This is a genomic window from Brevundimonas sp. (assembly GCF_031412435.1).
Lineage (GTDB): Bacteria > Pseudomonadota > Alphaproteobacteria > Caulobacterales > Caulobacteraceae > Brevundimonas.
The window spans coordinates 1-22,841 of sequence record NZ_JANODA010000047.1; the positions used below are offsets into that span (position 1 = coordinate 1).

A 22,841-nucleotide genomic window follows, 5' to 3' on the forward strand; every position below is an offset into this window, starting at 1 on the left:
AAGATGTGGGACGAGACCCACAAGATGCTGGATCCGAACATCAAGCTGACGGTCACCTGCGTCCGCGTGCCGGTCTTCGTCGGCCACTCCGAGGCCGTGACGGTCGAGTTCGAAAAGCCCATCAGCCCCGACGAGGCGCGCGCCATCCTGCGTGAGGCGCCGGGCGTCCAGGTGATCGATAAGCAGGAGCACGACGGCTATATCACCCCCGTCGACGCGGCCGGCGAGCATGCCGTCTATGTCTCGCGCATCCGCAAGGATCACACGGTCGAGAACGGCCTGGTCTTCTGGGTGGTGTCGGACAATCTGCGCAAGGGCGCCGCGCTGAACGCGGTCCAGATCGCCCAGCTGCTGGACGAGACGGGCACGATCAAGCCCAAGAGCGGGTATCGCACCCTGACGGTCTAGGGGCATGGCGCCGCCGACCCCGACCCGCGCCGCCTTCCTGGCGGCGGTGGGCTGCTATGTCATGTGGGGGTTCATGCCCCTGCTGTTCATGGGGCAGGCGGCGCTGGGCTTTTCCGCGCCCGAGATCCTGTCGCACCGGGCCCTGTGGTCTGTGCTGTTCGCCGGAGGCCTTGTGCTGCTGGCCGGGCAGTCGAAACAGGTGCGGGCCGTTCTGGGCCAGCCGAAGACCCTGGCCTGGCTGGCGCTGGCGACCGTGTTGATCGCGATCAACTGGGGCCTCTACGTCTGGGCCACGACCCACCATGCGACGCTGGAAGCCAGCCTCGGCTACTATATCAACCCGCTGCTCAACATGGTCGTGGGGCTGTGGTTGTTCCGCGAGAAGATCGACCGCTGGGGCTGGGTCGCCATCGGTCTGGCGGCCGTGGGCGTGCTGTTTCAGGCTTTGGCGCTCGGGCGGCCGCCGTGGATCTCCATCGCCCTGGCGCTCAGTTTCGGCGCCTATGGGGTGATCAAGAAGCGGATCCCCGTGGACGCCCAGGCGGGGCTGTTCATCGAATGCCTGCTGCTGCTGCCGTTCGGCCTGATGTTCGTGGTCTGGCTGCAGACGCAGGGACTGGGGCACGGGTTCGCGACGTGGGAAGGGTTCGGCTGGGCCCTGTTGAACGGGCCGGCGACAGTCCTGCCGCTGGTCCTGTTCGCCTGGGCGGCCCGGCGCATGCCGCTGTCGACCATGGGCTTCATCCAGTTCCTGGCTCCGACGCTGCAGTTCTGCGTCGGCTTGGCGACAGGCGAGCTGTTCACCCCGCTCCGGGCCGTCTCGTTCGGCTTCATCTGGCTCGGGGCCGGGGTGTTCGCGGCGGCGGCCCTGTTGCGGGCGCGGGCGGCCAGGCGGGCGATGGCGGTCGTCGAGCCGATCTGATCAGAAGACCGCGTAGAGGGCCTCGATCAACCGCAGGGCCCGCGGGTCGCCGATCAGATAGGGCGACTGTCGGGTCATGGCGTAGGCGGCCGAGAGCTTCACGTCCGGATCGGCCATGACGCAGCTGCCGCCCCAGCCGCAGTGGCCGAGCGCATCCGGGTTGGGGCCGAAGATGTTCAGTCCCTCGTTCCGCATCAGCCCCGCCGCCCAGGTGATGTCGTAGGGCAGGACCTTGTCCGGGCCCGAGATGCGCGGGGCCGTCATTTCGGCGAGGACGGCGGGCGACAGGACGGTCTTGCCGTCAAGACGACCCTCGTCGGCGACGACGCCCATGATGCGGGCGAGGTCGAGCGCCGTGCCGTGCAGGTTGGCGGACGGGATCTCGATCGAGCGCCACTCGGTCGAGCCGCGCCCGCCGGGGGCCGAGCCCCTGTCGAGGAAGGCGGCGGTCTTGATGGCGTCGATGGGGCCGAGGTCGGGGGCCTTCGACGGCTTGCGCAGGACGGCGACCCGGTCGTGTTCGACCTCGGGCAGGCCGATCCACAGGTCGAGGCCGAGGGGCCGGCCGAAATCCTGACGCAGGGTCTGACCCAGACTGCGGCCGTCGGCGAGACGGTGGACCTCGTTGGCGAGGAAGCCGACGGTGACGGGGTGGTAGCCGGACGCCGTTCCAGGCGGCCACATCGGCGCCTGGGCGGCCAGACGGTCGAGCACGGCGCGCTGGTCGAACCAGATGGCGGGATCGACGGGTTCATCGAAACCGGGCAGGCCGTCCTGATGCGACAGAAGCTGGGCGACGGTGATCCCGGCCTTGCCGTTCGCCGCGTAGGCGGGCCACAGGTGGGCGACCTTCTCGTCATAGGCCAGTTTGCCGCGCTCGACCGCCGAGGCCATCAGAAGGGCCATGACCGCCTTGCCCGACGAGAAGACGGGTACGAGGGTCCGTTCGGTGAAGGGGGTCTGTTCGCGCGGATCGGCGAGCCCGGCCCACAGGTCGATGACCGTCTCGCCCGCGATGACGACCGAGAAGCGGGCCGCCTGTTCGTTCAGGCCGTCGGGGGCGTCGGTGAAGTTGGCGGCGAAGGCGTCCTTGACCGCATGGAAGCGGGCCGGGCAGACGCCGGAAATCTCGGGCACTGAAATCGTCATGCGGGGCTTTTATCGGCGGTTTGCGATGCCTGCCACCCGAGAACCCCTTTGGCCGCGACGACGCCGGAGGCGAGACTGGCCTGCAGCAGATAGCCGCCGGTGGGCGCCTCCCAGTCGATCATCTCGCCCGCGACGAAAACGCCCGGCCGGGCGGTCAGCATCAACGATGGATCGAGGGCGTCGAAACGGACGCCGCCGGCCGTGGAGATGGCCCGTTCCAGCCCCTGGATGCCGGTCAGCTTCAGACGCACGGCCTTGATCCGCTTGGCCAGCTTGTCGAACCCCGGCGGAATGTCGCCGATCTCGCGCAACAGGGCGACGGCGACAGGGGACAGGCCGCCGGCCTTGCGCAGATGGTTGGTCATGGAGTCCTTGCCGCGCGGGCGGCCGAGCCGTTCGGCCAGGGCCTCGACGGTCAGGTCGGGACGCAGGTCGACGACGAGGGTGGCGGAGCCCTCGGCGGCGATAGCGGCGCGCAGGGCGGACGACAGGGCATAGACGGCCCCGCCCTCGACGCCGTAGCGGGTGACGACCATCTCGCCGCGCACGGTCTGGTCGCCGAAGGTCAGCGCAGCGGGTTTCAGGACCTGGCCCGCGAACCGCTCGATCACGATGTCGGACCAGACGACGTCGAAGCCGGCGTTTGCGGGGACGAGGGGCGAGACGGCGACGCCCTCGCTCTCGACCGTCGGGACCCAAGCCCCGTCGGAGCCCAGCCGGGGCCAGCTGGCGCCGCCCATGGCGAGGACGGTGGCGGCCGGGTCTTCGATGCGTTCGCCATCCGGCGTCTCGAATGTCAGAGCCTCGCCCTTCCAGCCGGTCCAGCGCGAACGGGTGCGGATCTCGGCGCCCAGGTGGTTCAATCGACCCAGCCAGGCGCGAAGCAGGGGCGAGGCCTTCATGGCTCGGGGGAAGACCCGGCCGCTGGAGCCGACGAAGGTCGGCTGGCCGAGGCCCTGCGCCCACTGGACCATGTCGTCGGGGGAGAAGGCGTCGAGCCAGTCTGCGACCGGAGCCTGCGCCTCCGCATAGCGCGCGAGGAAGGCCTCCTGCGGTTCGGAGTGCGTCAGGTTCAGCCCGCCGCGCCCGGCCATCAGCAGCTTGCGCCCCACTGACGGCATGCGGTCGTGGACCACGACGCGGGCGCCGGCCGTCGCCAGGGTCTCTGCGGCCATCAGGCCTGCGGGTCCGGCCCCGATGATGTGGACGGCGTGGTCGGTGGGCGTGGTCATGGCGCTCCTCTAGCCTGCCCGGCCTTGCGCGGGAACGTCTGAACCCCGCATACGCTTGTCCGATCATGAGCGTTGCCTTCACCCGCGAGGAGGATCTGGAGGCCACGGCCGCCGATCTGCCCGACCGCCCCATCTCCACCCATCCGAATCTGGTGACCGTCGCAGGCCTCGCCGCCATCGAGGACGCCCTGGCCTCGGCGCGCGCCGCCTATGCGAGCGCCCAGGCGTCCGGCTCGATCGAGGCCGACAGGACCGCGATGGCGCGGGCGACGCGAGACCTGCGCTACTGGTCCGCGCGGCGCGCCACGGCGCAGCTGGTCGAAACCGAGGCCGACGGCCGGGTGCGCTTCGGCGGCTCGGTGACCATCGAGCGGGACGACGGCCGGACCCAGACCTGGCGGATCGTCGGCGAGGACGAAGCGGACCCGGCGAACGGCTCTGTCAGCCACGTCTCGCCCCTGACCCGCGCCCTGATCGGCAAGGGCGTCGGCGATGAGGCCGTGGTCGCCGGACAGTCTGTGGAAATCATCGCGGTGGACTGACGGCCCGGTCCACCCCACATTGGGGCGGACAAGCGCCACCGGCGCCCACGAGAAGCACTGACAAAGGATCCAGTTCTAGATGGCCAGAAAACCCAACTACGGCTTTGAACGTATGGAACGCGACAAGGCGGACGCCGAGAAGGCCGCCCGCAAGGCCGCCGCCAAGCTGGCGAAGAAGGAAGCGAAAGCCCGCGGCGAGGACGTCGACCACCCCGACTGGCAACCGCCGGAAGACGAAGCCGTTTAAGCTCGGGCTTCAAGGCGGGGCCGTGGAGAGACGGCGATGGCGGCGCGTGGCGAGCTCGAGACCTATCAAGCCAAGCGCCGCTTCGACGAGACCCCCGAGCCCAGGGGCCGCAAGGCTGTCGCGAAGACGACCGCGCCGCGCCGCTATCTGATCCAGCGTCATGCGGCGACGCGGCTGCACTATGACTTCCGCATCGAGATCGACGGGGTCCTGAAGTCGTGGGCGGTGACCAAGGCGCCGTCACGCGATGTCTCGGTCAAGCGGCTGGCGGTCGAGGTCGAGGACCACCCGCTGGACTACGGCGGCTTCGAAGGGACCATCCCCGCCGGCAACTACGGCGCCGGCACCGTGCAGATGTGGGACACCGGAACCTGGGAGCCTCAGGAACCCGATCTGGAAGCCGCCTTCGCCAAGGGCCAGATCAAGATGATCCTGCACGGCGAGCGACTGGTCGGGAAATGGGCGCTGATCCGGCTGAAATCCGATCGCGGCAAGCCTTCCAAACGATCGAATTGGCTGCTGATCAAGGAGAAGGACGAGTTCGCCGTCGCGGGCGAAGGCGACGCCCTGATGGAGATCGACGCCTCGGTCACCACCGGCCGCTCGCTGGCGGAGATCGCAGGGGGGAAGGCCCAACGGGTCTCGTCGAAGAAGACCGGCCAGAAGGCGCCGCCGAAACCGAAGGCGTCGAAGGCTTTGGCCGGTGCGGCGACGAAGCCGCCCGCCTTCGTCCCGATCCAGCTGTGCAAGGTGGTGGACAACCCGCCGGCGGGCGCGGGATGGGCGCACGAGATCAAGTTCGACGGTTACCGGATGCAGGTCGCCGTCGGCGGCGGACAGGCGAAGCTCTACACGCGGTCGGGTCTCGACTGGTCGGCGAAGTTTCCGGAGCAGGCGGCCGATGCGGCGAAATGGCCGGACGCGGTGGTCGACGGGGAGCTGTGCGCCCTGGCCGAGGATCACATGCCGGACTTTTCGGCCCTGCAGGCGGCGATCTCGGACGGCGAGACGGGCGGGCTGATCTATTTCGCCTTCGACCTGCTGTTCGAAGGCGGCGAGGACCTGCGCAAGCTGCCGCTGTCGCATCGCAAGGCGCGCCTGCAGGCTTATCTGGATCGGATCCCGAAGGCGGCGCGGTCACGCATCCGCTATGTCGAGCATTTCGCCTCGACCGGTCAGGCGGTGCTGGAGAGCGCCTGCCGGATGGACCTCGAAGGAGTGATCTCCAAGACGCTGGACGCCCCGTACTCGGCCGGGCGGTCGACGACCTGGGTCAAGTCGAAGTGCCGTGGCCGCGACGAGGTGGTGATCGGCGGCTGGACTTCGGAGGGGCCGCGGTTCCGCTCCCTGATTGTCGGCGTCCAGGACGTCGATGCGAAGGCCGGCCACGGGTTGCGGCACCTCGGCCGGGTCGGGACCGGCTATTCTCAACCGTTGATCAAGACCCTGTTGCCGGCGCTGAAGGCTGCGGCGGCGGACAAGTCGCCCTTCGTGGGCAAGGGCGCCCCGAGGGGCGGGCCGGGGATCAACTGGGTCAAGCCGGTGCTGGTCGCCGAGATCGAGCACGGCGGCTACACCGATACTGGATCGCTGCGGCAGGCGGCGTTCAAGGGCCTGCGCGAGGACAAACCGGCGACCGAGGTTGATACGGCGCCGCAGGAGGCGGCCAAACCGGCGAAATCCGGCAAGGGCGCGGCCGCGGCGCCGCCCCAGCTGAAGATCGCCCTGACCGGCAAGGCCAAGGCGGTGGTGGCGGGGCTGACCATCTCCAATCCCGACCGGGTGCTGTGGCCCGCCGTCGACGGTCACCCGGCGATCACCAAACTTGAATTGGTCCAGTTCTACGAGGCGGCGGCGGAGCGGATCCTGCCGCACGTCGCCGACCGTCCGGTGTCGATCATCCGGGCGCCCGAAGGAATCGCTGGCGAGGTCTTCTTCCAGCGTCACGCCATGCCGGGGTCCAACCCCCGGCTGAAGCTGATCGATGTGAAGGAGCGCAAACCCTATGTGGGCGTGGTCGACGTCGGCGGTCTGGTGGCCATCGGCCAGTCGGGCGGGCTGGAGGTCCATCCCTGGGGCTGCGCGCCGGGCGATCCGGAGACGCCGGACCAGATCACCTTCGACCTCGACCCCGACGAGGGGCTGGATTTCGCCGATGTGATCGCGGCGGCGAAGGCGATGAAGGTCCGTCTCGAGGGGCTGGGGCTCAACCCCTTCTGCAAGACCACGGGCGGCAAGGGGCTGCACGTCGTCGTGCCGATCAAGACGGACGCCCGCAGCCGGATCGAGTGGGACCAGTGCAAGGCCTTTGCGAAAGCCGTGTCGGAACAGGTGCGGCTGGACGCGCCGGACCGGTTCACCACGACCCTGGCCAAGAAGGCGCGGGGCGGAAAGATCTTCCTCGACTATCTGCGCAACGGCCGGATGGCGACGGCGGTCGCTCCCTGGTCGCCGCGTGCCCGGCCAGGGGCGGGGATCGCGTATCCGCTGAGCTGGGTTCAGGTGAAGTCGGGGCTGGATCCGAAGGCGTTCAACCTGAGGACCTGGCCGGCGCTGCTGAAGAAGGCCGATCCTTGGGCGGAGTTCAGGGCGGGCGCGGTGAGTTTGAAGCCGCTGTTGAAGAAGGTCGGGGTCTAGGCGAACTCCGCCTCGAGGTCCGACAGGCGGGCGGCCTGGTCCTCGGCGATCAGGGCGTTGAGCAAGGGGTCGAGGTCGCCCTCCATGATCTGGGGCAGACTGTGCAGGGTCAGGTTGATGCGGTGGTCGCTGACCCGTCCTTGGGGATAGTTGTAGGTGCGGATGCGCTCCGACCGGTCGCCCGAGCCGACCTGGGACTTGCGCGTGTCGGACCGGGCGTTGTCCTTCATCTGGCGCTGCTGGTCGTAGAGGCGGACGCGCAGGTTCTTCATCGCCTTGTCGCGGTTCACGTGCTGGGACTTCTCCGACGAGGTCACGACGATCCCGGACGGGAAGTGGGTGATGCGGACGGCGGAATCGGTCTTGTTGACGTGCTGGCCGCCCGAGCCCGAGGCGCGGAAGGTGTCGATGCGGATGTCCTTGTCGTGGATCTCGATCTCGACGTCCTCGACCTCGGGCAGGACGGCGACCGTGGCGGCCGAGGTGTGGATGCGGCCCTGGGCTTCCGTCGCGGGGACGCGCTGGACGCGGTGGACCCCGCTCTCGAATTTCAGCCGGCCGAAGACGCCGTCGCCGGTGACGGTGGCGATGATCTCCTTGTAGCCGCCGGCGTCGCCCTCGGTGGCGCTGTCCAGTTCGACCTTCCAGCCGCGCGTGGAGGCGTAGCGGGAATACATGCGGAACAGGTCGCCGGCGAAGATGGCGGCCTCGTCCCCGCCGGTGCCGGCGCGGACTTCCAGCACGGCCGAGGCGTTCTCGTCGGCGTCGCGCGGGGCCAGCAGGAGGGCGACGTCGCGCTCCATGTCCGGCAGGCGGGCGTTGAGGGTTTCCAGCTCGTCGGCGGCCATGGCGGCCATCTCGGGGTCCTCGGCCATGGCCTGCAGGTCCTCGATTTCGGCCCGGGATTTCGCCAGGGCCATGACGGCGTCGGCGACCGGCTTCATCTCGGCGTGCTCCTTCGACAGGCGCACGATCTCCTGACCGTCGGTGGCCGCGCCCATGCGCGCCTCCACCTGGTGGAAACGGTCCAGGACCTGGTCGAGCTTGGACTGGGGCAGGCGCAAGGGCGGTGTATCCATCGGAAGAAGCGAGGCGCGGTCTTACTCCGCCGGGGCTCTCCGTGTCGATGCGCCCGCGTCGCAGCGTCGCGTTCACGCACTGTTGCGACGCCTGTGAGCGGCGATGACGTTGGCGTCAGAACGGTTACGCGGGCCTGGCCGGGCGCCTAGGTCCGTTCCACGCAATCAGTAAGGAGCGACCATGTTCGATGGCGCCATCCACCCCGACACCGCCGAGGGAGACCGGGCCAATCTCGACGCAATCCTTGAGCGGTACGACACGCTGATGGACGATCCGGCGGGAATCACGCCCGAGGACGCCACGGACCTGAACGCGCTGGCGGGGATCTTTGATCTCGACACGGCGCGACCGCCGCAGGACCTGTGGCCCGACGTGCGCGCCGTGCTGACGGCCCAGAGCCCGAGGGTGGTCGAAGAGCCTGTGCCCGCCGACGAGGCGGACGCCCTGACCGTGCTGGTCGTCGAGGACGACCCGGAAATGGCGCAGGACCTGCCGGTCCTTCTGGTCGAGGCCGGCCATGATGTCGTCGGTCCTTTCCACAGCGCCGAGGCGGCCGAGGTCGCGGCCGGCCTGCACGCGATCGACGTCGCCCTGCTGGACATCAACCTGTCGGGACCGGTCGACGGCGGGACGCTGGGGCGCGGATTGAAGACGCGTTGGGGGCTTAAGGTCATCTTCTTGTCCGGCGACGTGGCCGCCGCCCGTCATGCGGACATCGCCGAGACCATGATCATCAAGCCGTATCGCGGCGCCGATGTGCTTGGGGCTCTGCGGAGAGTCCCCGGTGACAATTCCGTGTGAGGGCGTCGGGAGGGCAACCCGAACCGGTGAAATCGGTTAAGCCGGATACAGCGACGCTTCCCGGCGCGCACGATCGTTGGCTCTCAGGCGCTGAATGGACACATTTTTGCTGTTTCTGCTGGTCGGCGTGGTCGCCCAGGCGGTCGATGGCGCCCTGGGCATGGCCTATGGGGTGATCTCGTCGTCGGTGCTTCTGGCCTTCGGCGTGCCGCCCGCCACGGCCTCGGCCAGCGTGCACGGGGCGGAGGTCTTCACCACCGCAGCCTCGGCCGGGTCGCACATCTGGCACAAGAACGTCGAATGGCGACTGTTCGTCCCGCTGGCGATCGCCGGGGTGATCGGCGGGGTGCTGGGGGCCTATGTGCTGGCGGGCATCGAGGGCGAGGTGATCAAGCCGTTCGTGGTCGCCTATCTGGCCCTGATGGGCTGTTACATTCTGTGGAGGGCGACGCGGAATGTGCCGCCGAAGCGGATCCGGCCTGCCTGGATCGTGGCGCCTCTGGGCGCGGTCGGCGGCTTCTTCGACGCCATCGGCGGGGGCGGCTGGGGCCCAACCGTGTCCTCGACCCTCGTCGGCGCCGGGTCCGAACCGCGCCGCGCCATCGGCACGGCCAATACAGCGGAGTTCTTTCTGACCGTGGCCATCTCGGCGACCTTCGTCTGGGCGCTCGTCACCGGGCACTGGAAGGATGCCGAAGCCCTGACCAATCATGCCTCGGCCGTGGCCGGACTGGTGGTCGGCGGTCTGCTGGCGGCGCCCTTCGCGGGCTACATCACCAAGATCATTCCGCAGCGGGCCCTGACCTATGCGGTGGGCGGCCTGCTGCTGGTGCTGGCGGGCTTCCAGGGGCTGCAGCTGGCCGGTGTGTTCTAGACCTACTCGGCCGCCTGAAGCGCAGCCTCGCGGGCCGCGTTGAGTTCGGCCGCCTTGGCCTCGACCAGTTCGACGATCTCGTCGACCAGTTTCGCGTTGTCGAGTTTGTGGGCGATCTTGCCGTTCAGATAGACCATGCCCGCCCCCTTGCCGCCGCCGGTGAAGCCAACGTCGGTATAGAGGGCCTCGCCCGGGCCGTTGACGACGCAGCCGATGATCGACAGCGACATCGGGGTGGCGATGTGGGCCAGCTTCTCTTCCAGTACGCCGACGGTCTCGATGACGTTGAAGCCCTGACGGGCGCAGGACGGGCAGGCGATGATGTTGACGCCCCGGTGGCGCAGGCCCAGGGACTTCAGGATGTCGAAGCCGACCTTGATCTCCTCCACCGGATCGGCGGCGAGGCTGACGCGGATGGTGTCGCCGATCCCGGCCCACAGCATATTTCCCATGCCGATGGCGGACTTGATCGTGCCCGTGCGAAGCGGCCCCGCCTCGGTGACGCCCAGATGCAGGGGGCAGTCGATGGCCTCGGCCAGTTGCTGGTAGGCCGCGACGGTCAGGAAGGGGTCCGAGGCCTTCACCGAGATCTTGAACTCGTGGAAGTCGTGGTCCTGCAGGATGCGGGCGTGGTTGAGGGCTGACTCGACCATGGCGTCGGGGCAGGGCTCGCCGTATTTTTCCAGCAGTTCCTTCTCCAGCGAGCCGGCGTTGACGCCGATGCGCATGGAGCAGCCGTGGTCCTTGGCGGCCTGGATGACGTCGCGCACGCGGGACGCATTGCCGATATTGCCGGGATTGATCCGCAGGCAGGCGGCGCCGGCCTCGGCGGCCTCGATGCCGCGCCTATAGTGAAAATGGATGTCGGCGACGAGCGGGACCTTCGCCTCGCGGGCGATGGTGCGGAAGGCGGCGGTGGATTCCTCGTCCGGGCAGGAGACGCGGACGATGTCGGCCCCGGCCTCTTCCAGCTCGCGAATCTGGCCGATCGTCGCACTGGCGTCCGAAGTCGGGGTGTTGGTCATCGACTGGACGCTGATCGGGGCGTCGCCGCCGACCGGGACCGAGCCCACCATGATCTGGCGGGATTTCCGGCGCTCGATATGGCGCCAGGGACGGATGTGGGAGTGGTCGCTCATGACAGGCTCAATATAGGCCTGCCGAGGTCACAAGGCCATGACGCTTGCTGCCACCTCCCCATCGCATCGCGACACGAAGGAGACAAGTTCAGCGCGCGACTGTCGTGCCCGGTGGAGGACGTCTAGAGCGCGGCCGCCTGCGTAGTCGCCGCCGCGCGGGCCGCAGCGGTCTGGGCTGCAAGGGCTTCGGCCTGGACCTGGGCGGCGGTCTGGCGCGCCAGACCGGCGGCGCGGCTGTTCAGCTGGCTCAGCGGGGTCAGGACGCCGGTCAGGGCGCCGCCGTGTTCGCCGTTAAGATAGACGTCGAAGGCGGTCGGGTCGGACACGTCGATGGTGGCGGCGACGCCGGCCGGGGCGCGCCAGGCTTCTCCGGCCGCCAGCTGGCGGGCGAACAGGACGCGGCCGTCGGCGAGACGGACGACCAGGGCGCCGGCCTTGCGGGCCTGGAGCACGACCTGGGAGGCGTTGGCCGGCGCGCCGTAAATGGCGCCGCGCGGGTTGAAGGCGGCCTGGACCGGCGGAGCGCTGGCGGTCGTCGCGGCGGCAAGGGCTGCGGTATCGGCCGGATCGACGCCCGTCAGCTGAGCCTCGAGGCCCGGCGTGATGTAGAGGACGGGCGTGGTCTGGTCGGCCGGGGCCGGTTGCGGCGCGCCGACGCGCAGGCCGCCCTGACCGGGAACGTCTCCAAGGCTCCAGCTCTCCGGAACCTCGGCGATGTCTGACGGCTGGGGCGCGCGGATCAGGCTGACGCGCTGGAACACGTTCCAACCGATGACGGCCAGGGCCAGGATCACGATGACGCCGACGATGCGCGGCGAATAGCGGCGGACCTCCTCGAAGGCCACTCCGGTCGGGGCCTGGAGCGGCACCGAACCGTCCGGCGTCTCACGCTTGTAGCGTTCGACCGCCAACTGTTCGTCGAGGCCCAGGGCGCCGGCATAGGCGCGCGCATAGCCGATAGCGAAGACGCGCGACGGCAGGGCGGAGATGTTGTTTTCCTCGAGCGCGCGCAGATAGCGTTCGTGCACGCGAGTATCGGCGGCCAGTTCGGCCAGCGACCTGCCGGACAGCTCACGCGCCTTGCGCAGGCCCTCGCCCAGCGTCGCCGCATCAGTGATGGAGGGCACAGGGTCCTTCCAGTCCGGATGAGCCCGAAACTCGTCGGGGACGTTCCCCGTATCCAGCGCCATGACGCCTTGCCCCACACTCGGCCCGACTGAGAAATCCAGCCGCGCCGTACTCGACCAGGGCCCGCTTACCACATTGCTGTGACGGTCCCCGCCTCCCCCCGGAGGCATACGCGTATCGTCCTGTGGATAACCCATTTCAGCCGCCGGTTCAACGTCTTGTTAATCGTGAATCGATCCCGTTCCGGGATTGCTCACAGACCGACGTTCAACTTCCGGGCCAGGCTTTCGATTTCGCTGCGGATCGACCCGGCCGAGGATCCGAGCAGGTTGTTCATGCCGCGTTTCGCCGCCGTGAGATCGGTCGACAGGATCATGCGCTTGACCGGACCGACGCCGCCCGCCGGGGCCGAGAGGCGGGTGAAGCCGAGGCAGATCAGGGCGAAGGCCTCCAGCGGCCGGCCCGCCAGTTCGCCGCAGACCGACACGGGCGTGCCGGTTTCGGTGCAGGCCTTCTGGATCGACTGAAGGGCGCGCAGGGCCGGGGGCGACAGGGCGTCGTAGCGATCCGAGACCAGGGGATTGGTCCGGTCGGCGGCGTACATGTACTGGAACAGGTCGTTCGAGCCGATCGAGACGAAATCGGTCATCGGCAACAGGGCGTCCAGGTGCCAAAGCAGGCTCGGGCATTCGATCATGGCGCCGACCCGAAGCAGGGCCGGAAGGGGCCGGCCGCGACGCCGCGCCCATTCGCATTCGACGTCGACCAGTTCGCGGGCGGCGCGGAACTCGTCCACCGTGGCGATCATCGGGAACATCACGCGAAGCTCGCGCCCGGCGCCGGCGGCCAACAGCGCGCGCAACTGGAGGCGAAGCAGCGACGGACGATCGAGACCCAGGCGGATCGCGCGCCGTCCGAGGGCGGGATTTTCCTCCCGCTCGGTCGTCTCCATGTACGGCAGGACCTTGTCGCCGCCGATGTCGAGGGTCCGGAAGGTGACCGGCCGGTCGCCCGCCGCATCCAGCACCAGCTTGTACAGCGCCGTCTGTGAGTTCAGGCGCGGCAGTTCCTCGGACACCATGAACTGGAACTCGGTGCGGAACAGGCCGATGCCCTCGGCGCCCGTCTCGTCCAGGTTCTCGAGGTCCACGGCCAGGCCGGCGTTGGTCAGAAGGGTGATCCGTGTGCCGTCGGCCGTCACGGCCGGCACGTCGCGCAGCCTGGCGAACTCGGCCTGGCGCTGTTCGCGCAGCGCCATGCGCGAGCGGACGGACTCCAGCATGTCCGGGCGGGGTCGCAGATGGGCCTCGCCGGTCTCGCCGTCGACGATGACAAGGTCGCCCTCGCTGAGCCGGTCGCGCACGCCCTGCAGGCGCCCGACGCAGGGGATCTGCAGGGCGCGGGCGACGATGGCGGCGTGGCTGGCCGCCGAGCCCTCCTCGATCAGCAGGCCCTTCAGCTTGTGGCGCGGATACTCCAGCAGGTCGGCGGGACCGAGGTTGCGCGCCACCAGAATGGCGTCGTCAGGCAGTTCGCGCTGGCCCGGGTTCTCGCCGCCGAGCACCCGCAGCAGCCGGTTGGCCAGGTCCTCGAAATCGTGCAGCCGCTCCTTGATGTAGGGGTCGCGGGCCTGGGCGAAGCGGGCGCGGTGTTCGTTTCGCACCCGGTCGACGGCGGCCTCGGCGGTCAGGCCGCCGCGCACCGCCTCCTCGAGCGACCTGTTCCAGCCCCGGTCGTCGGCGAACATCCGGTAGGTTTCCAGCACCTCGAACGACTGGCCGGCCAGCTTGCCCTGACCGCCGTCGAGCAGGGCGTCGATGGATTTCTTGAGGACCGTCAGGCCTTCGCGCAGGCGGATCTCCTCGACCTGCTGGTTCTCGGCCAGAAGTCGTTCCGGCGGCAGGGGCGCCTCGTGCAGGACGACGTGGCCGAAGGCGATGCCCTCGGCGAACCTCTGGCCCTTGATGCGCTCCGGACGGTGAGGCGCGACCTCGATGTCGCGCAGTTCGTCCTGGGCCAGCAGTTCGCCCGAGGCCACGGTCTCGGCCAGAACCATGGCGATGGTCTGGATGTCCTCGACCTCGTCGGGATCGTAGCGGCGCTCGGCCCGGTTCTGGACGACCAGCACGCCGATGGCCCGGCCGCCGCGCAGCAGGGGGGCGCCGAGGAAGGCGTGATACGGGTCCTCGCCCGTCTCCGGCCGATAGGCGAAGCTGGGGTGGGACGGCGCGTCCGACAGGCTGATCGGCTGGGCCAGGCGTGCGACCTCGCCGACCAGACCCTCGCCCGGCTTCAGCCGCGTGTTGTGCACGGCTTCGGGGTTCAGGCCCTGGGTGGCGAACAGCTCGAGCTCGCCCGAGGCGCGGCGCAGATAGATGGAGCAGACCTCGGCCACCATCGACTGGGCGATGGTGCGCACGACGACGTCCAGCCGTCCCTGGGCCGGGCCGCCGTCAGCCATCGCCTCACGGATCTGGCGCAGAAGGACGCGGGGTCCCCGGGTCAATGATCCGCCCGCTATGGCCATCCGGTCTCCGTGTTCGCCCCCGGAACGGGGACGGGTTCAGCCGATACTATACCGCTTCCAGCCCATAGGCCGAATGCAGGGCGCGAACGGCCAGTTCGGCATAGGCGGCGTCGATCAGGACGCTGATCTTGATTTCCGAGGTCGAGATGGCCTGGAACTTCACGCCCTTGTCCGCCAGGGCCTTGAACATGGTCTGGGCGACACCCGCGTGACTGCGCATGCCGACGCCGACGACGGAGACCTTGGCCACGTCCTCGTCGACGCGGATTTCCTCGAAGCCGATCTGTTCCTGCGCGGCGCGCATCAGCTCGGCGGCGCGGGCCGCGTCGCGGCGGCCGGTGGTGAAGGTCAGATTGACCGCCCCCTCGGTGCGGGCCTGGGACTGGACGATCATGTCCACATTGACGCTGGCGTCGGCCAGAAGGGTGAAGACGTCGGCGGGGGCGTCGACCCGGTCGCTGAGGCCCAGCAGGGTGATGCGGGCCTCGTCGCGGCTCATGGTCACGCCGGACACGATGCGTTTTTCCACGATTTCCTCCTCGTCGCAGATGAGCGTGCCGGACTTGGCGGGCAGCACGCCGTTTTCGTCGGGTTCGATGAAGCTGGACAGCACGCGCACCGGCACCTGTTTGGCCATGGCCAGTTCGACCGAGCGGGTCTGGAGCACCTTGGCGCCGAGCGACGCCATCTCCAGCATCTCCTCGTAGGAGATCTTCTCCAGCCGCCGGGCCCGGGATTCGATACGCGGGTCGGTCGTGTAAACCCCGTCCACGTCCGTATAGATGTCGCAGGCGCAACCGAGCGCGGCGGCCACGGCCACGGCCGAGGTGTCCGACCCGCCCCGGCCCAGGGTGGTGATCCGGCCGGAGGGCGACACGCCCTGGAAGCCCGGGATGACCGCGATCTCACCGGCGTCCAGCGCGGCGCCCAGGACCTCGCCCGGCACGTCGACGATGCGGGCGCGGGCGTGATCCTCGTCGGTGATGATCGGGATCTGCCAGCCCATCCAGCTGCGGGCGTTGAAGCCCATGTTGCGCAGGGTGATGGCCAGCAGGCCCGAGGTCACCTGTTCTCCGGAGGCGACGACGACGTCGTATTCGTCGTCCGACAGGGGCAGGCCGGGCGCGGCCCCGCCGGCGCCGTCGGTCCAGGCCACCAGTTCGTTGGTCTTGCCGGCCATGGCCGAGACGACGACGGCGACCGAATGGCCGGCCTTGACCTCGGCGGCGACGATGCGGGCGGCGCGGCGGATCCGCTCCAGGTCACCCATGGAGGTGCCGCCGAATTTCATCACCAGTCGCGTGTTGGTCGGCCGCGTCATCGTGGCGTTGGTCCCCGTCTTGCCAGAAGGTCGCAAAAGGGGTTCACCCTTGCGCCCATGGCCGCTTCTACCCACCCGTCGCCGATGCGCAAACCCCAAACGGGGCAAGGTTTTTCCGATACGGCCCCCGAGCCTGCGCAGGGCGCCAGCATCGACCCCGCCGATGTGGCCCGGTTCTCGGCCCAGGCGGCCGAATGGTGGGACGCGACCGGGCCGTTCGCGCCTCTTCACAAATTCAATCCCGCGCGTCTCGCCTTCATCCGCGACCGTGTCGCCGAACGGTTCGGACGCGACCCGAAGACGCGCGCGCCGTTCGAGGGGCTGACCCTGATCGACATCGGCTGCGGCGGCGGGCTGATCGCCGAACCGATGCGGCGGATGGGGTTCGAGGTCACGGCCGTCGACGCCTCGTCCGAGAATATCGGCACGGCCCGGGCGCATGCCGCCGAACAGGGCCTCGAAATCGCCTACCGCGCCGCGACCGTCGAACAGGTCGAGGCCGAAGGCGCGGGGCCGTTTGATGTCGTGCTGGTGCTGGAGATCATCGAGCATGTCGCCGACCCCGAGGCCTTCATCCGCGCCTGTTCGCGTCTGGTCGCCCCGGGCGGAATCATGGTGGTGGCGACGCTGAACCGGACACTGAAGTCCCTGGCGCTCGGCAAGGTCGCGGCCGAATACATCCTGCGCTGGGTGCCCGCCGGAACCCACGACTGGCGCCAGTTCCTGAAGCCCGACGAAATCCGGATGATGCTGTCCGCCGAGCCGGTGGCGGTGACGGGCCCGTTCGGTCTGAACTATTCGCCCCTGACCGATCGCTGGAGCGAGAGCGCGGACGCCGACATCAATTTCATGATGCTGGCCGCGCGGGACTAGCGCCACCTTACGGCGATTTCATCCAGCTGTCCGACTTGTAACGGGATTGTGGCTGCGCGCGGTGGCAACGGAAGGTATCGCAATGGAGACTTCCAGATGAAACGCTTTCTGACCCTGACCGCGACCGCGGCTGTCCTCGCCTCCGCCCTGATGACCTCGGGCTGTATCATGGTGAACGGCGCCGACATGAGCGACGAAGCCGCCTGGCATGGCAACAACGCCCAGCCGTTCGACGCCGCCCGTGACGACTGCGACGAACGCACCGAGAGCCGCGACGCCTTCCGCGCCTGCATGGCCGAGAAGGGCTGGACCCGGAACTAGACGGTTCGAACCATATAGCGGGCGTCGGAGCCATAGCTGGTCAGTTTGGCGGCCATCTCCGGCGTCTCCCGCACGTCGAAGCCATGACCGCGCCAGAAGTCGACGGCGTCATTGACGGCGACCAGGGCGATTGTCGCCCAGCCGCCCGCCTTCGCCAGATCGACCACTGCGGCCACTGCGGGCTTCGACCAGCCCTGACCCCGGACCGCCGGGGTCAGGGCGAGGTCGTGCAGATACAGGACCCCCGCATCCGCCGGGATCGCCTCGAAAAGGGTGTTGAGCGTCGGCGCCGCGTCCCTCGTCCACGGATAGGCGACGAGATAGCCCTCAAGCCCGCCTGGCGTCTGGAGCACGAAACAGCCCGCCGGGTTGAGGGCGAGCCGGTTGGCGAAACAGGGGCGGCCCTCGAAATGGTCGGGAAAGCCGATCGTGGCGATCCCGGCGACCCGGTCCAGATCGGCGGCCGTCATCGACCGCCAGCCTGCCCTGTCCGGGGTTAGCCCGGACAGCGCGCGTTCAGGTCCGCCTTGCGATATTCCCATGCCATCGCCTGTTCACGGTCGCCCATATGGCCCTCGATCCGGGCCTTCAGGACATCTCCGTCGCGTTCGTAGATGACGCGCTGGGGAAAGTCGTGGGCGGCGTTCTCGAAAACGACGCGGGTTCCGCCGGCCTCGACGGCGGGGAAGACCACGGCCGGGGCGCCCCCGACGCCTGCGAAATAGGCGACACCTGCGCCGGGCCCGGTCGGGGCGATACGCGACAGTTCGAAGCTGGCCCGGCCGTTCTGCAGGGTCACCGCGTGGCCTGCCATCAGCCCGCCGCGCGGATCGCTCCAGGTCTCCGACACCTCGCGGCCCTCGTCGCAGGCCAGCCAGTAGCCGCTCATCCACGACAACTGGTCGGCGGTGACGGGGGCGGTCTGCATCATGCCTGCGGCGAACAGGGCGGTCAGGATGGTCATTCGGGGTCCTCCATGCGGCCGCGTCGGGCGGCGACCGCTCAAGACCTAGGCCAGACGCGGCGGACCCGGCTTGTAGGTTTGCGACGCGATGGCGCGGGCCAGTTCGACCTGTTCGCGCGCCCATTCGGTCGCCGTGCAGCCGAGGAAGCGGCGGAAGTCCCGCGCCATCTGGGGCTGGTCGAAATAGCCGGCGCCCAGACCGGCTTCCAGCCAGCCGGACGATTCCTCGCCGGGCTCCAGGGCATGGTCGAACACCCGCCGGAACCGCATCACCGACCGCAGCATGCGCGGCGAGACCCCGACCCGGTCGAGGAAGCGGCGCTGGATCGCGCGCTGGTCGGCGGGCGCGCGATCGGGGGCGGGTCGGTCGTCCATCATCGCCTCGACCTCGGCGCGGACGACTGCATCGACGGTCCAGCCCTGGGCGAGCCGCAGCGCCTCGAGCCGGTCGGTCATGGCTTTCGCCTGGGCTTCGGGATCCCCGGCGGGCGGGGCGACGCCCTTCAGCCGCGCGACCATGTCCAGCCGACCGTCCGTCGCCGTGCTCAGCGGGGCGCCCAGCCAGTCGCGGGCGCCGTCGGGGTGGAAGCGGACGGCGACGAGCTCTACCGGCCCGACCGGCCGGATGGCGATGGGCCGGGTCATCTGGCCGGCGAAAAGGGCCGGGGGCTGGAGGGTCCAGAGGCCCCCGGACCCTTCCTCCTCATAGGGGGCGCCGATGTCGAGGATCAGTTCGGGACAGCCGTCCGGGGCGATGCGCTGGACGGTGTCGGACGGCTCGGGATTGGCGTAGGTCCAGACCACCTTGACCCAGGGCGCCAGGGACGGCGGCGGCGGAAACTCGGCGTAGCGCTCCCCCTCGCCCACGCCTCAGTTCGCCTTGGCCGGATCGACGAGGGCGGGCGGCAGGGCGGCGCAGGGGACGCCGTCTTCCTTCAGCGCCCTGACCTCGGCGGGGGTGGCCTCGCCGTAGATTTCGCGTTTCTCGGACCTGCCCTCGTGGATGTCGCGGGCCTCGCGGGCGAACGTGTCGCCGACATAGTCGAAGTTGGCCTCGACATGGCTGCGCACCTCGCGCGCGGCCTGCATCATCATCGTTTGAATCTTGCCGAGATCGGGCGTGGCGTCGCGCTTTTTCGTGCCGGCGACGGCCGGGGCCATGATCTGTTTCGACACGGCCGTGGAGCCGCAGAAGGGGCATTCGACCAGACCGCGCGCCGCCTGGTCGTCATAGTCCGAGGACGAGCCGAACCAGGCTTCGAACGGGTGGTCGTGGTCGCAGGCAAGGGCGTAGCGGATCATGGCGCCGCGAACTCGCGATCGTGACGCAGGGCGGGGATCGAGGCGCGGGCCTTTTCGACGGCGGCGAAGTCCAGTTTCGCGTGCAGAATGTCCGGTTCGTCGTGATCCAGTCTGGCGATCACCTCACCCCACGGGCCGACGACGGTCGAACGCCCCCAGGTCTTCCTGCCGTCCTCGTGCGTCCCGCCCTGGGCCGGGGCCAGGACGAAGGCGCCGGTCTCGATGGCGCGGGCGCGCAACAGGGTCTCCCAGTGGGCCTCGCCCGTCGGGACGGTGAAGGCGGCGGGCACGGAGATCATGCAGGCGCCGGCCTTGGCCAGCTGGCGGAACAGATGGGGGAAGCGGATGTCGTAGCAGACCGCCATCCCCAGACGGCCCCACGGCGTATCGGCCACGGCCGCCCCGTCGCCGGGGCGGATGGTCGAGCTCTCGCGATAGGTCTCGCCGTTGGGCAGGTCGACGTCGAAGACGTGCAGCTTGTCATAGCGGGCGACGATGCCGCCGTTGGCGTCGATCAGCAGGGACCGGTTGGCCGCCCGGTCGTCGCCCTCATGCTCGGATTTCACGATGGCCGAGCCGATCAGGAGCCAGACGCCCAGTTCCGCCGCCAGCCGGCGAAGGCCGAGAACGACTGCGTCCTGCCGCTCGCTGACGATGGCCAGGCCGCGCCGGTCCTTGCGCTGTTCCAGCAGGTTCGATCCCTCGGGCGTCAGGATGAATTTGGCGCCCTCGGCCGCCGCCTGGCGGATCAGGGGCTCGACATGGGCCAGCGCCGCCGCCTGGGTCGCGGGCGTGCGGGTCTGGATCAGGGCGATGGGCAGGCCCGCTGACATTCAGGCCGCCAGAAGGGCGTCGAGCTGGCCGCGGCGGTCCAGGGCGCTCATGTCGTCGGAGCCGCCGATGTGTTTTCCGTCGATGAAGATCTGGGGGAAGGTGGCCTTGCCGCCCGACTTCTGGATCATCTCGGCCTTCTTCTCCGGATCGTTGGAGGCCACGATCTCGGTGAAATCGACACCCTTGCGCTTCAGCAGGCTCACGGCTGCGATGCAGTAGGGGCAACCGGGTTTGGTGTAGAGGACGACGTCGGCCAAGGCGGATCTCCGAAAGTTCAATCTGATCGACCGTGCACGGTGCAAAGGCCGTGCAGGTCGAACCGTTCGCCTATCTAGGCAGTTCCCGCGCAGTTCGCACCCTCGCGATGACGGCGAGATCCACGGCGCGGGCTCCGGCGTCCAGAAGCGCCTTCGCACAGGCCTCGCCCGTCGCCCCGGTGGTCAGGACATCATCGACCAGAAGAATCCTTCGTCCGCGCACCTGTCGCGCCCCGGACTCGCTGACGGCGAAGGCGGATTTCACATTGAGTTTGCGGCCCCGCAGGCTGCGCCCGCCCTGGGTCGCAGTCGCACGGGCGCGGACGAGGGCGGCGGGCAGGTAGTCGCGCTTCGCCGCCCGGGCCATCGGTCGGGCGATCTCGGCGGCCTGGTTGAAGCGCCGGGCCAGCAGACGGGATGGATGCAGGGGTACGGGCACGATGGCGTCGCAATCCTCGACCAGGGGCGCGGCGGCGCGCCCCAGCCAGCGGGCGAACAGGGTCGCGAACTGCTGCTGGTCGCCATGCTTGAACTTGAGGATCAGGCCGCGCGAAGCCGTGTCGTAGATGCAGGCGGCGCGGGCGCGAGCGAAGGCGTAGGGCTGGGCGACACAGGCGGCGCATCGGTCGGAGGCGAAGTCTCCGCCGTCGTATTCGAACGCGGCCCCGCATCCGTCGCAGACCGGGTCCTCCAGAAAGATCACCCGGCTCCAGGCGTTGGCCGTCAGGCCCGCGGCGGCCGTGGCCTCGTGGCTGTCGTGGGCCATGGGCGGCAGGATCAGGTCGGCCAGACCGCGGCCGAAAGACGTCAGGACGCGACCGATCCGCGACCGGCCGTCTTCCCAACGCTCGCCCCAGCCCCCATCCTGAACAGCCATGACCGAAACCGGCCCTCCCCTGATCTTCGACGCCGCACGGCGTGCGGCCCGGCTGGCGCGATCGGAGCGGCTGTTTGCCGACGCCGACTTCCTGCACCGCCGCGCCGCCGAGAACGCCGTGCTCAGCCTGGAGGCGACCTTGCGGGAGTTTCCGGTCGCCGTCGACCTGTCGGCGCATCCGGGGCCGTTCGCAGAGGCGTTGGGCGACAGCGACGCCGCCGGTCGGGTCGGGGCGCCGCGCGCGGTCGGGGACCGGTCGGAGCGGGCCGGGCCGGGGGCGAAGACTTTGGAAATCGAGGTGGGATCGACCGATCTGATCGTGTCGCTCATGACCCTTCACTGGGCCAACGACCTGCCGGGCGCTCTGCGCCAGGTCCGGCGCGCACTGAAGCCCGATGGCCTGTTCCTTGGGACCCTGTTGGGCGCCGGGACGTTGAAGGAGCTGCGCGGGGTGCTGACCGAGGCCGAGCTCGCCGAGCGCGGCGGAGCCCAGGCGCGGGTTTCGCCCTTCGCCGACGGCTTTGACGGTGCGGGTCTGCTGCAGCGCGCGGGATTCGCCCTGCCTGTCGCGGACGTGGATCGGCTGACGGTGCGCTATCCGGACCTGTTCGCCCTGATCCGCGACCTGCGCGCCATGGGCGAGACCAATGTGCTGGCGGGAACCATCCGTCCCCTGACGCGACCCATCATCGCCCGGGCCGCGGCTCTGTATTCGCAGCGCTATGGCGAGGCGGACGGGCGTATCCCGGCGACGTTCGAGATCGTCAACCTGGCCGGATGGGCCCCGCACGAGAGCCAGCCCAAGCCTCTGCCGCGCGGCTCGGCCAGGGTCCGGCTCGCCGACGCCCTGGGCGTCGTTGAGCACGGGCGAAAGCCTGACTAGAGCGGCGCGGCCTCGACCAGAACCTCGGTGCGGCGGCGCAGGGGTTCGGCCACGCCGGCCGCGGTCGTCGCCCCCTGGTCGCCCGCCGCGGTCAGTTCGAACGCCGGCGTCGGCCAGCCCGCGGCTGTCAGGGCCTCGGCGACGGCCAGGGCGCGCTGCTCGGACAGCGCCTGATTGGCGTCGGCGTCGCCTGTTGACGAAGCCAGCCCAAGCACCCGGACCGTGTTGATCCTGCAGCCCTGCAACTGCGTCGCGGTCAGGCCGATGGCCGTCCGCGCCGCGTCGGTGAGGGTCGCCTGATCCTCGGCGAAATAGATGTCGAACCGCTTGGCGGTGCAGGCCGTTGGCTCGGCGACCAGCTCATCCCGGCTCGGCGTGCGCATGGTCGAACAGCCCGCCAGCGCCACCGCCGCCAGACCCGCTGCCAGAATCGTCGATCGCATCGTCATTCGCCCACTCCGTGATCTTTTCATGCGAAGGGCGGCCCGTCGTTCAACGAGCCGCCCTCAAAAACCTTTCGGTT

25 protein-coding genes are annotated in these 22,841 nt (G+C 69.3%); 10 read left to right on the forward strand and 15 right to left on the reverse strand.

From position 1 onward, the window contains the following. Both RMO01_RS09615 and rarD read left to right on the forward strand, forming a co-directional pair. Positions 1-408, forward strand: a 408-nt coding sequence (locus tag RMO01_RS09615) for an Asd/ArgC dimerization domain-containing protein (protein WP_309628832.1), incomplete at its 5' end; no start/stop codon positions are given. 4 nt (positions 409-412) lie between these two features. Then, the gene (gene rarD / locus RMO01_RS09620; protein ID WP_309628833.1) at positions 413-1,330 is read left to right on the forward strand and encodes an EamA family transporter RarD; all 918 of its coding nucleotides are present in this window, start codon (positions 413-415) and stop codon (positions 1,328-1,330) included. On the opposite strand, the gene RMO01_RS09625 is transcribed toward rarD, so the two are convergent. Then, the gene (locus RMO01_RS09625) at positions 1,331-2,479 is read right to left on the reverse strand and encodes a serine hydrolase domain-containing protein (RefSeq protein ID WP_309628834.1); all 1,149 of its coding nucleotides are present in this window, start codon (positions 2,477-2,479) and stop codon (positions 1,331-1,333) included. It abuts the gene before it with no gap. Then, the gene (locus RMO01_RS09630) at positions 2,476-3,711 is read right to left on the reverse strand and encodes a TIGR03862 family flavoprotein (protein WP_309628835.1); all 1,236 of its coding nucleotides are present in this window, start codon (positions 3,709-3,711) and stop codon (positions 2,476-2,478) included. The genes RMO01_RS09625 and RMO01_RS09630 overlap by 4 nt, the downstream gene beginning before the upstream one ends. Positions 3,712-3,776: 65 nt before the next feature. Here RMO01_RS09630 and greA point away from each other — a divergent pair, with 65 nt between their 5' ends. The 3 genes from greA (at position 3,777) to ligD (ending at position 7,137) form a co-directional block, all read left to right on the forward strand. Beyond that, positions 3,777-4,253, forward strand: coding sequence for a transcription elongation factor GreA (greA, locus tag RMO01_RS09635; protein ID WP_309628836.1), 477 nt, complete (start codon positions 3,777-3,779; stop codon positions 4,251-4,253). 79 nt (positions 4,254-4,332) lie between these two features. After that, positions 4,333-4,500 (forward strand): hypothetical protein, encoded by a 168-nt coding sequence (locus RMO01_RS09640; RefSeq protein WP_303694703.1) that lies wholly within the window; start codon positions 4,333-4,335, stop codon positions 4,498-4,500. 36 nt (positions 4,501-4,536) lie between these two features. Beyond that, positions 4,537-7,137 carry a DNA ligase D gene (gene ligD / locus RMO01_RS09645; RefSeq protein ID WP_309628837.1) on the forward strand — a complete coding sequence of 867 codons (2,601 nt, stop codon included), beginning with the start codon at positions 4,537-4,539 and terminating at the stop codon, positions 7,135-7,137. Here the strand turns inward: ligD and prfA are convergent. Beyond that, positions 7,134-8,201: a peptide chain release factor 1 gene (prfA, locus tag RMO01_RS09650; protein WP_309628838.1), complete on the reverse strand. Its 1,068-nt coding sequence runs from the start codon at positions 8,199-8,201 to the stop codon at positions 7,134-7,136. The two genes, ligD and prfA, sit on opposite strands and share 4 nt — an antisense overlap. Before the next feature lie 196 nt (positions 8,202-8,397). On the opposite strand from prfA, the gene RMO01_RS09655 reads away from it, so the two are divergent. Beyond that, a complete protein-coding gene (locus tag RMO01_RS09655) occupies positions 8,398-9,018 on the forward strand; it encodes a response regulator (protein ID WP_309628839.1) in 621 nt (206 codons plus the stop codon). Between the two features lie 106 nt (positions 9,019-9,124). After that, positions 9,125-9,892, forward strand: a complete 768-nt coding sequence (locus RMO01_RS09660) for a sulfite exporter TauE/SafE family protein (protein WP_309628840.1) — start codon at positions 9,125-9,127, stop codon at positions 9,890-9,892. A gap of 2 nt (positions 9,893-9,894) precedes the next feature. Here RMO01_RS09660 and ispG read toward each other — a convergent pair whose 3' ends face one another. The 4 genes from ispG to RMO01_RS09680 all read right to left on the reverse strand — a co-directional run bounded on the left by ispG (position 9,895) and on the right by RMO01_RS09680 (position 16,007). Beyond that, on the reverse strand, positions 9,895-11,031 hold the full coding sequence (ispG, locus tag RMO01_RS09665) for a flavodoxin-dependent (E)-4-hydroxy-3-methylbut-2-enyl-diphosphate synthase (RefSeq protein WP_309628841.1): 1,137 nt from the start codon (positions 11,029-11,031) through the stop codon (positions 9,895-9,897). A gap of 122 nt (positions 11,032-11,153) precedes the next feature. After that, positions 11,154-12,158 carry a helix-turn-helix domain-containing protein gene (locus RMO01_RS09670; RefSeq protein WP_309628842.1) on the reverse strand — a complete coding sequence of 335 codons (1,005 nt, stop codon included), beginning with the start codon at positions 12,156-12,158 and terminating at the stop codon, positions 11,154-11,156. A gap of 254 nt (positions 12,159-12,412) precedes the next feature. Then, positions 12,413-14,686 (reverse strand): phosphoenolpyruvate--protein phosphotransferase, encoded by a 2,274-nt coding sequence (gene ptsP, locus RMO01_RS09675; RefSeq protein WP_309628843.1) that lies wholly within the window; start codon positions 14,684-14,686, stop codon positions 12,413-12,415. A gap of 46 nt (positions 14,687-14,732) precedes the next feature. Further along, on the reverse strand, positions 14,733-16,007 hold the full coding sequence (locus RMO01_RS09680) for an aspartate kinase (protein ID WP_309628844.1): 1,275 nt from the start codon (positions 16,005-16,007) through the stop codon (positions 14,733-14,735). Positions 16,008-16,091: 84 nt separating this feature from the next. On the opposite strand from RMO01_RS09680, the gene ubiG reads away from it, so the two are divergent. Continuing rightward, positions 16,092-16,880: a bifunctional 2-polyprenyl-6-hydroxyphenol methylase/3-demethylubiquinol 3-O-methyltransferase UbiG gene (ubiG, locus tag RMO01_RS09685; protein WP_409013063.1), complete on the forward strand. Its 789-nt coding sequence runs from the start codon at positions 16,092-16,094 to the stop codon at positions 16,878-16,880. A gap of 96 nt (positions 16,881-16,976) precedes the next feature. Continuing rightward, entirely contained in the window at positions 16,977-17,201 is a 225-nt protein-coding gene (locus RMO01_RS09690; RefSeq protein ID WP_309628846.1) for a hypothetical protein, read from the forward strand. Here the strand turns inward: RMO01_RS09690 and RMO01_RS09695 are convergent. The 7 genes from RMO01_RS09695 to RMO01_RS09725 form a co-directional block, all read right to left on the reverse strand. Further along, positions 17,198-17,671, reverse strand: coding sequence for a GNAT family N-acetyltransferase (locus RMO01_RS09695; protein WP_309628847.1), 474 nt, complete (start codon positions 17,669-17,671; stop codon positions 17,198-17,200). The genes RMO01_RS09690 and RMO01_RS09695 overlap by 4 nt on opposite strands. Positions 17,672-17,697: 26 nt before the next feature. Then, entirely contained in the window at positions 17,698-18,165 is a 468-nt protein-coding gene (locus RMO01_RS09700; RefSeq protein WP_309628848.1) for a DUF6265 family protein, read from the reverse strand. Positions 18,166-18,210: 45 nt separating this feature from the next. After that, on the reverse strand, positions 18,211-19,032 hold the full coding sequence (locus RMO01_RS09705) for a DUF6597 domain-containing transcriptional factor (RefSeq protein ID WP_309628849.1): 822 nt from the start codon (positions 19,030-19,032) through the stop codon (positions 18,211-18,213). A gap of 3 nt (positions 19,033-19,035) precedes the next feature. Then, positions 19,036-19,467: a DUF1178 family protein gene (locus RMO01_RS09710; protein ID WP_309628850.1), complete on the reverse strand. Its 432-nt coding sequence runs from the start codon at positions 19,465-19,467 to the stop codon at positions 19,036-19,038. Then, positions 19,464-20,300: a carbon-nitrogen hydrolase family protein gene (locus RMO01_RS09715; RefSeq protein ID WP_309628851.1), complete on the reverse strand. Its 837-nt coding sequence runs from the start codon at positions 20,298-20,300 to the stop codon at positions 19,464-19,466. The genes RMO01_RS09710 and RMO01_RS09715 overlap by 4 nt, the downstream gene beginning before the upstream one ends. Beyond that, positions 20,301-20,558 carry a glutaredoxin 3 gene (gene grxC, locus RMO01_RS09720; protein WP_309628852.1) on the reverse strand — a complete coding sequence of 86 codons (258 nt, stop codon included), beginning with the start codon at positions 20,556-20,558 and terminating at the stop codon, positions 20,301-20,303. Positions 20,559-20,628: 70 nt separating this feature from the next. After that, a complete protein-coding gene (locus RMO01_RS09725) occupies positions 20,629-21,435 on the reverse strand; it encodes a phosphoribosyltransferase family protein (protein ID WP_309628853.1) in 807 nt (268 codons plus the stop codon). Here RMO01_RS09725 and RMO01_RS09730 point away from each other — a divergent pair. Further along, a complete protein-coding gene (locus RMO01_RS09730) occupies positions 21,434-22,318 on the forward strand; it encodes a methyltransferase domain-containing protein (protein ID WP_309628854.1) in 885 nt (294 codons plus the stop codon). The genes RMO01_RS09725 and RMO01_RS09730 overlap by 2 nt on opposite strands. Here RMO01_RS09730 and RMO01_RS09735 read toward each other — a convergent pair. Then, positions 22,315-22,767 carry an OmpA family protein gene (locus RMO01_RS09735; protein ID WP_309628855.1) on the reverse strand — a complete coding sequence of 151 codons (453 nt, stop codon included), beginning with the start codon at positions 22,765-22,767 and terminating at the stop codon, positions 22,315-22,317. The genes RMO01_RS09730 and RMO01_RS09735 overlap by 4 nt on opposite strands. Between the last annotated feature and the right edge of the window lie 74 nt (positions 22,768-22,841).

What these genes read in the sequence shown, in the direction of transcription:
- RMO01_RS09655 (WP_309628839.1), top strand. Translation starts at nt 8,398, where the DNA reads ATGTTCGATGGCGCCATCCACCCCGACACCGCCGAGGGAGACCGGGCC.
- RMO01_RS09710 (WP_309628850.1), bottom strand. Translation starts at nt 19,467, where the DNA reads ATGATCCGCTACGCCCTTGCCTGCGACCACGACCACCCGTTCGAAGCC.
- RMO01_RS09730 (WP_309628854.1), top strand. Translation starts at nt 21,434, where the DNA reads ATGACCGAAACCGGCCCTCCCCTGATCTTCGACGCCGCACGGCGTGCG.
- ispG (WP_309628841.1), bottom strand. Translation starts at nt 11,031, where the DNA reads ATGAGCGACCACTCCCACATCCGTCCCTGGCGCCATATCGAGCGCCGG.
- RMO01_RS09640 (WP_303694703.1), top strand. Translation starts at nt 4,333, where the DNA reads ATGGCCAGAAAACCCAACTACGGCTTTGAACGTATGGAACGCGACAAG.
- RMO01_RS09735 (WP_309628855.1), bottom strand. Translation starts at nt 22,767, where the DNA reads ATGACGATGCGATCGACGATTCTGGCAGCGGGTCTGGCGGCGGTGGCG.
- RMO01_RS09680 (WP_309628844.1), bottom strand. Translation starts at nt 16,007, where the DNA reads ATGACGCGGCCGACCAACACGCGACTGGTGATGAAATTCGGCGGCACC.
- RMO01_RS09725 (WP_309628853.1), bottom strand. Translation starts at nt 21,435, where the DNA reads ATGGCTGTTCAGGATGGGGGCTGGGGCGAGCGTTGGGAAGACGGCCGG.
- ptsP (WP_309628843.1), bottom strand. Translation starts at nt 14,686, where the DNA reads ATGGCCATAGCGGGCGGATCATTGACCCGGGGACCCCGCGTCCTTCTG.
- RMO01_RS09715 (WP_309628851.1), bottom strand. Translation starts at nt 20,300, where the DNA reads ATGTCAGCGGGCCTGCCCATCGCCCTGATCCAGACCCGCACGCCCGCG.
- RMO01_RS09690 (WP_309628846.1), top strand. Translation starts at nt 16,977, where the DNA reads ATGAAACGCTTTCTGACCCTGACCGCGACCGCGGCTGTCCTCGCCTCC.
- RMO01_RS09625 (WP_309628834.1), bottom strand. Translation starts at nt 2,479, where the DNA reads ATGACGATTTCAGTGCCCGAGATTTCCGGCGTCTGCCCGGCCCGCTTC.
- ligD (WP_309628837.1), top strand. Translation starts at nt 4,537, where the DNA reads ATGGCGGCGCGTGGCGAGCTCGAGACCTATCAAGCCAAGCGCCGCTTC.
- greA (WP_309628836.1), top strand. Translation starts at nt 3,777, where the DNA reads ATGAGCGTTGCCTTCACCCGCGAGGAGGATCTGGAGGCCACGGCCGCC.
- rarD (WP_309628833.1), top strand. Translation starts at nt 413, where the DNA reads ATGGCGCCGCCGACCCCGACCCGCGCCGCCTTCCTGGCGGCGGTGGGC.
- RMO01_RS09700 (WP_309628848.1), bottom strand. Translation starts at nt 18,165, where the DNA reads ATGACCATCCTGACCGCCCTGTTCGCCGCAGGCATGATGCAGACCGCC.
- RMO01_RS09630 (WP_309628835.1), bottom strand. Translation starts at nt 3,711, where the DNA reads ATGACCACGCCCACCGACCACGCCGTCCACATCATCGGGGCCGGACCC.
- RMO01_RS09695 (WP_309628847.1), bottom strand. Translation starts at nt 17,671, where the DNA reads ATGACGGCCGCCGATCTGGACCGGGTCGCCGGGATCGCCACGATCGGC.
- ubiG (WP_409013063.1), top strand. Translation starts at nt 16,092, where the DNA reads ATGCGCAAACCCCAAACGGGGCAAGGTTTTTCCGATACGGCCCCCGAG.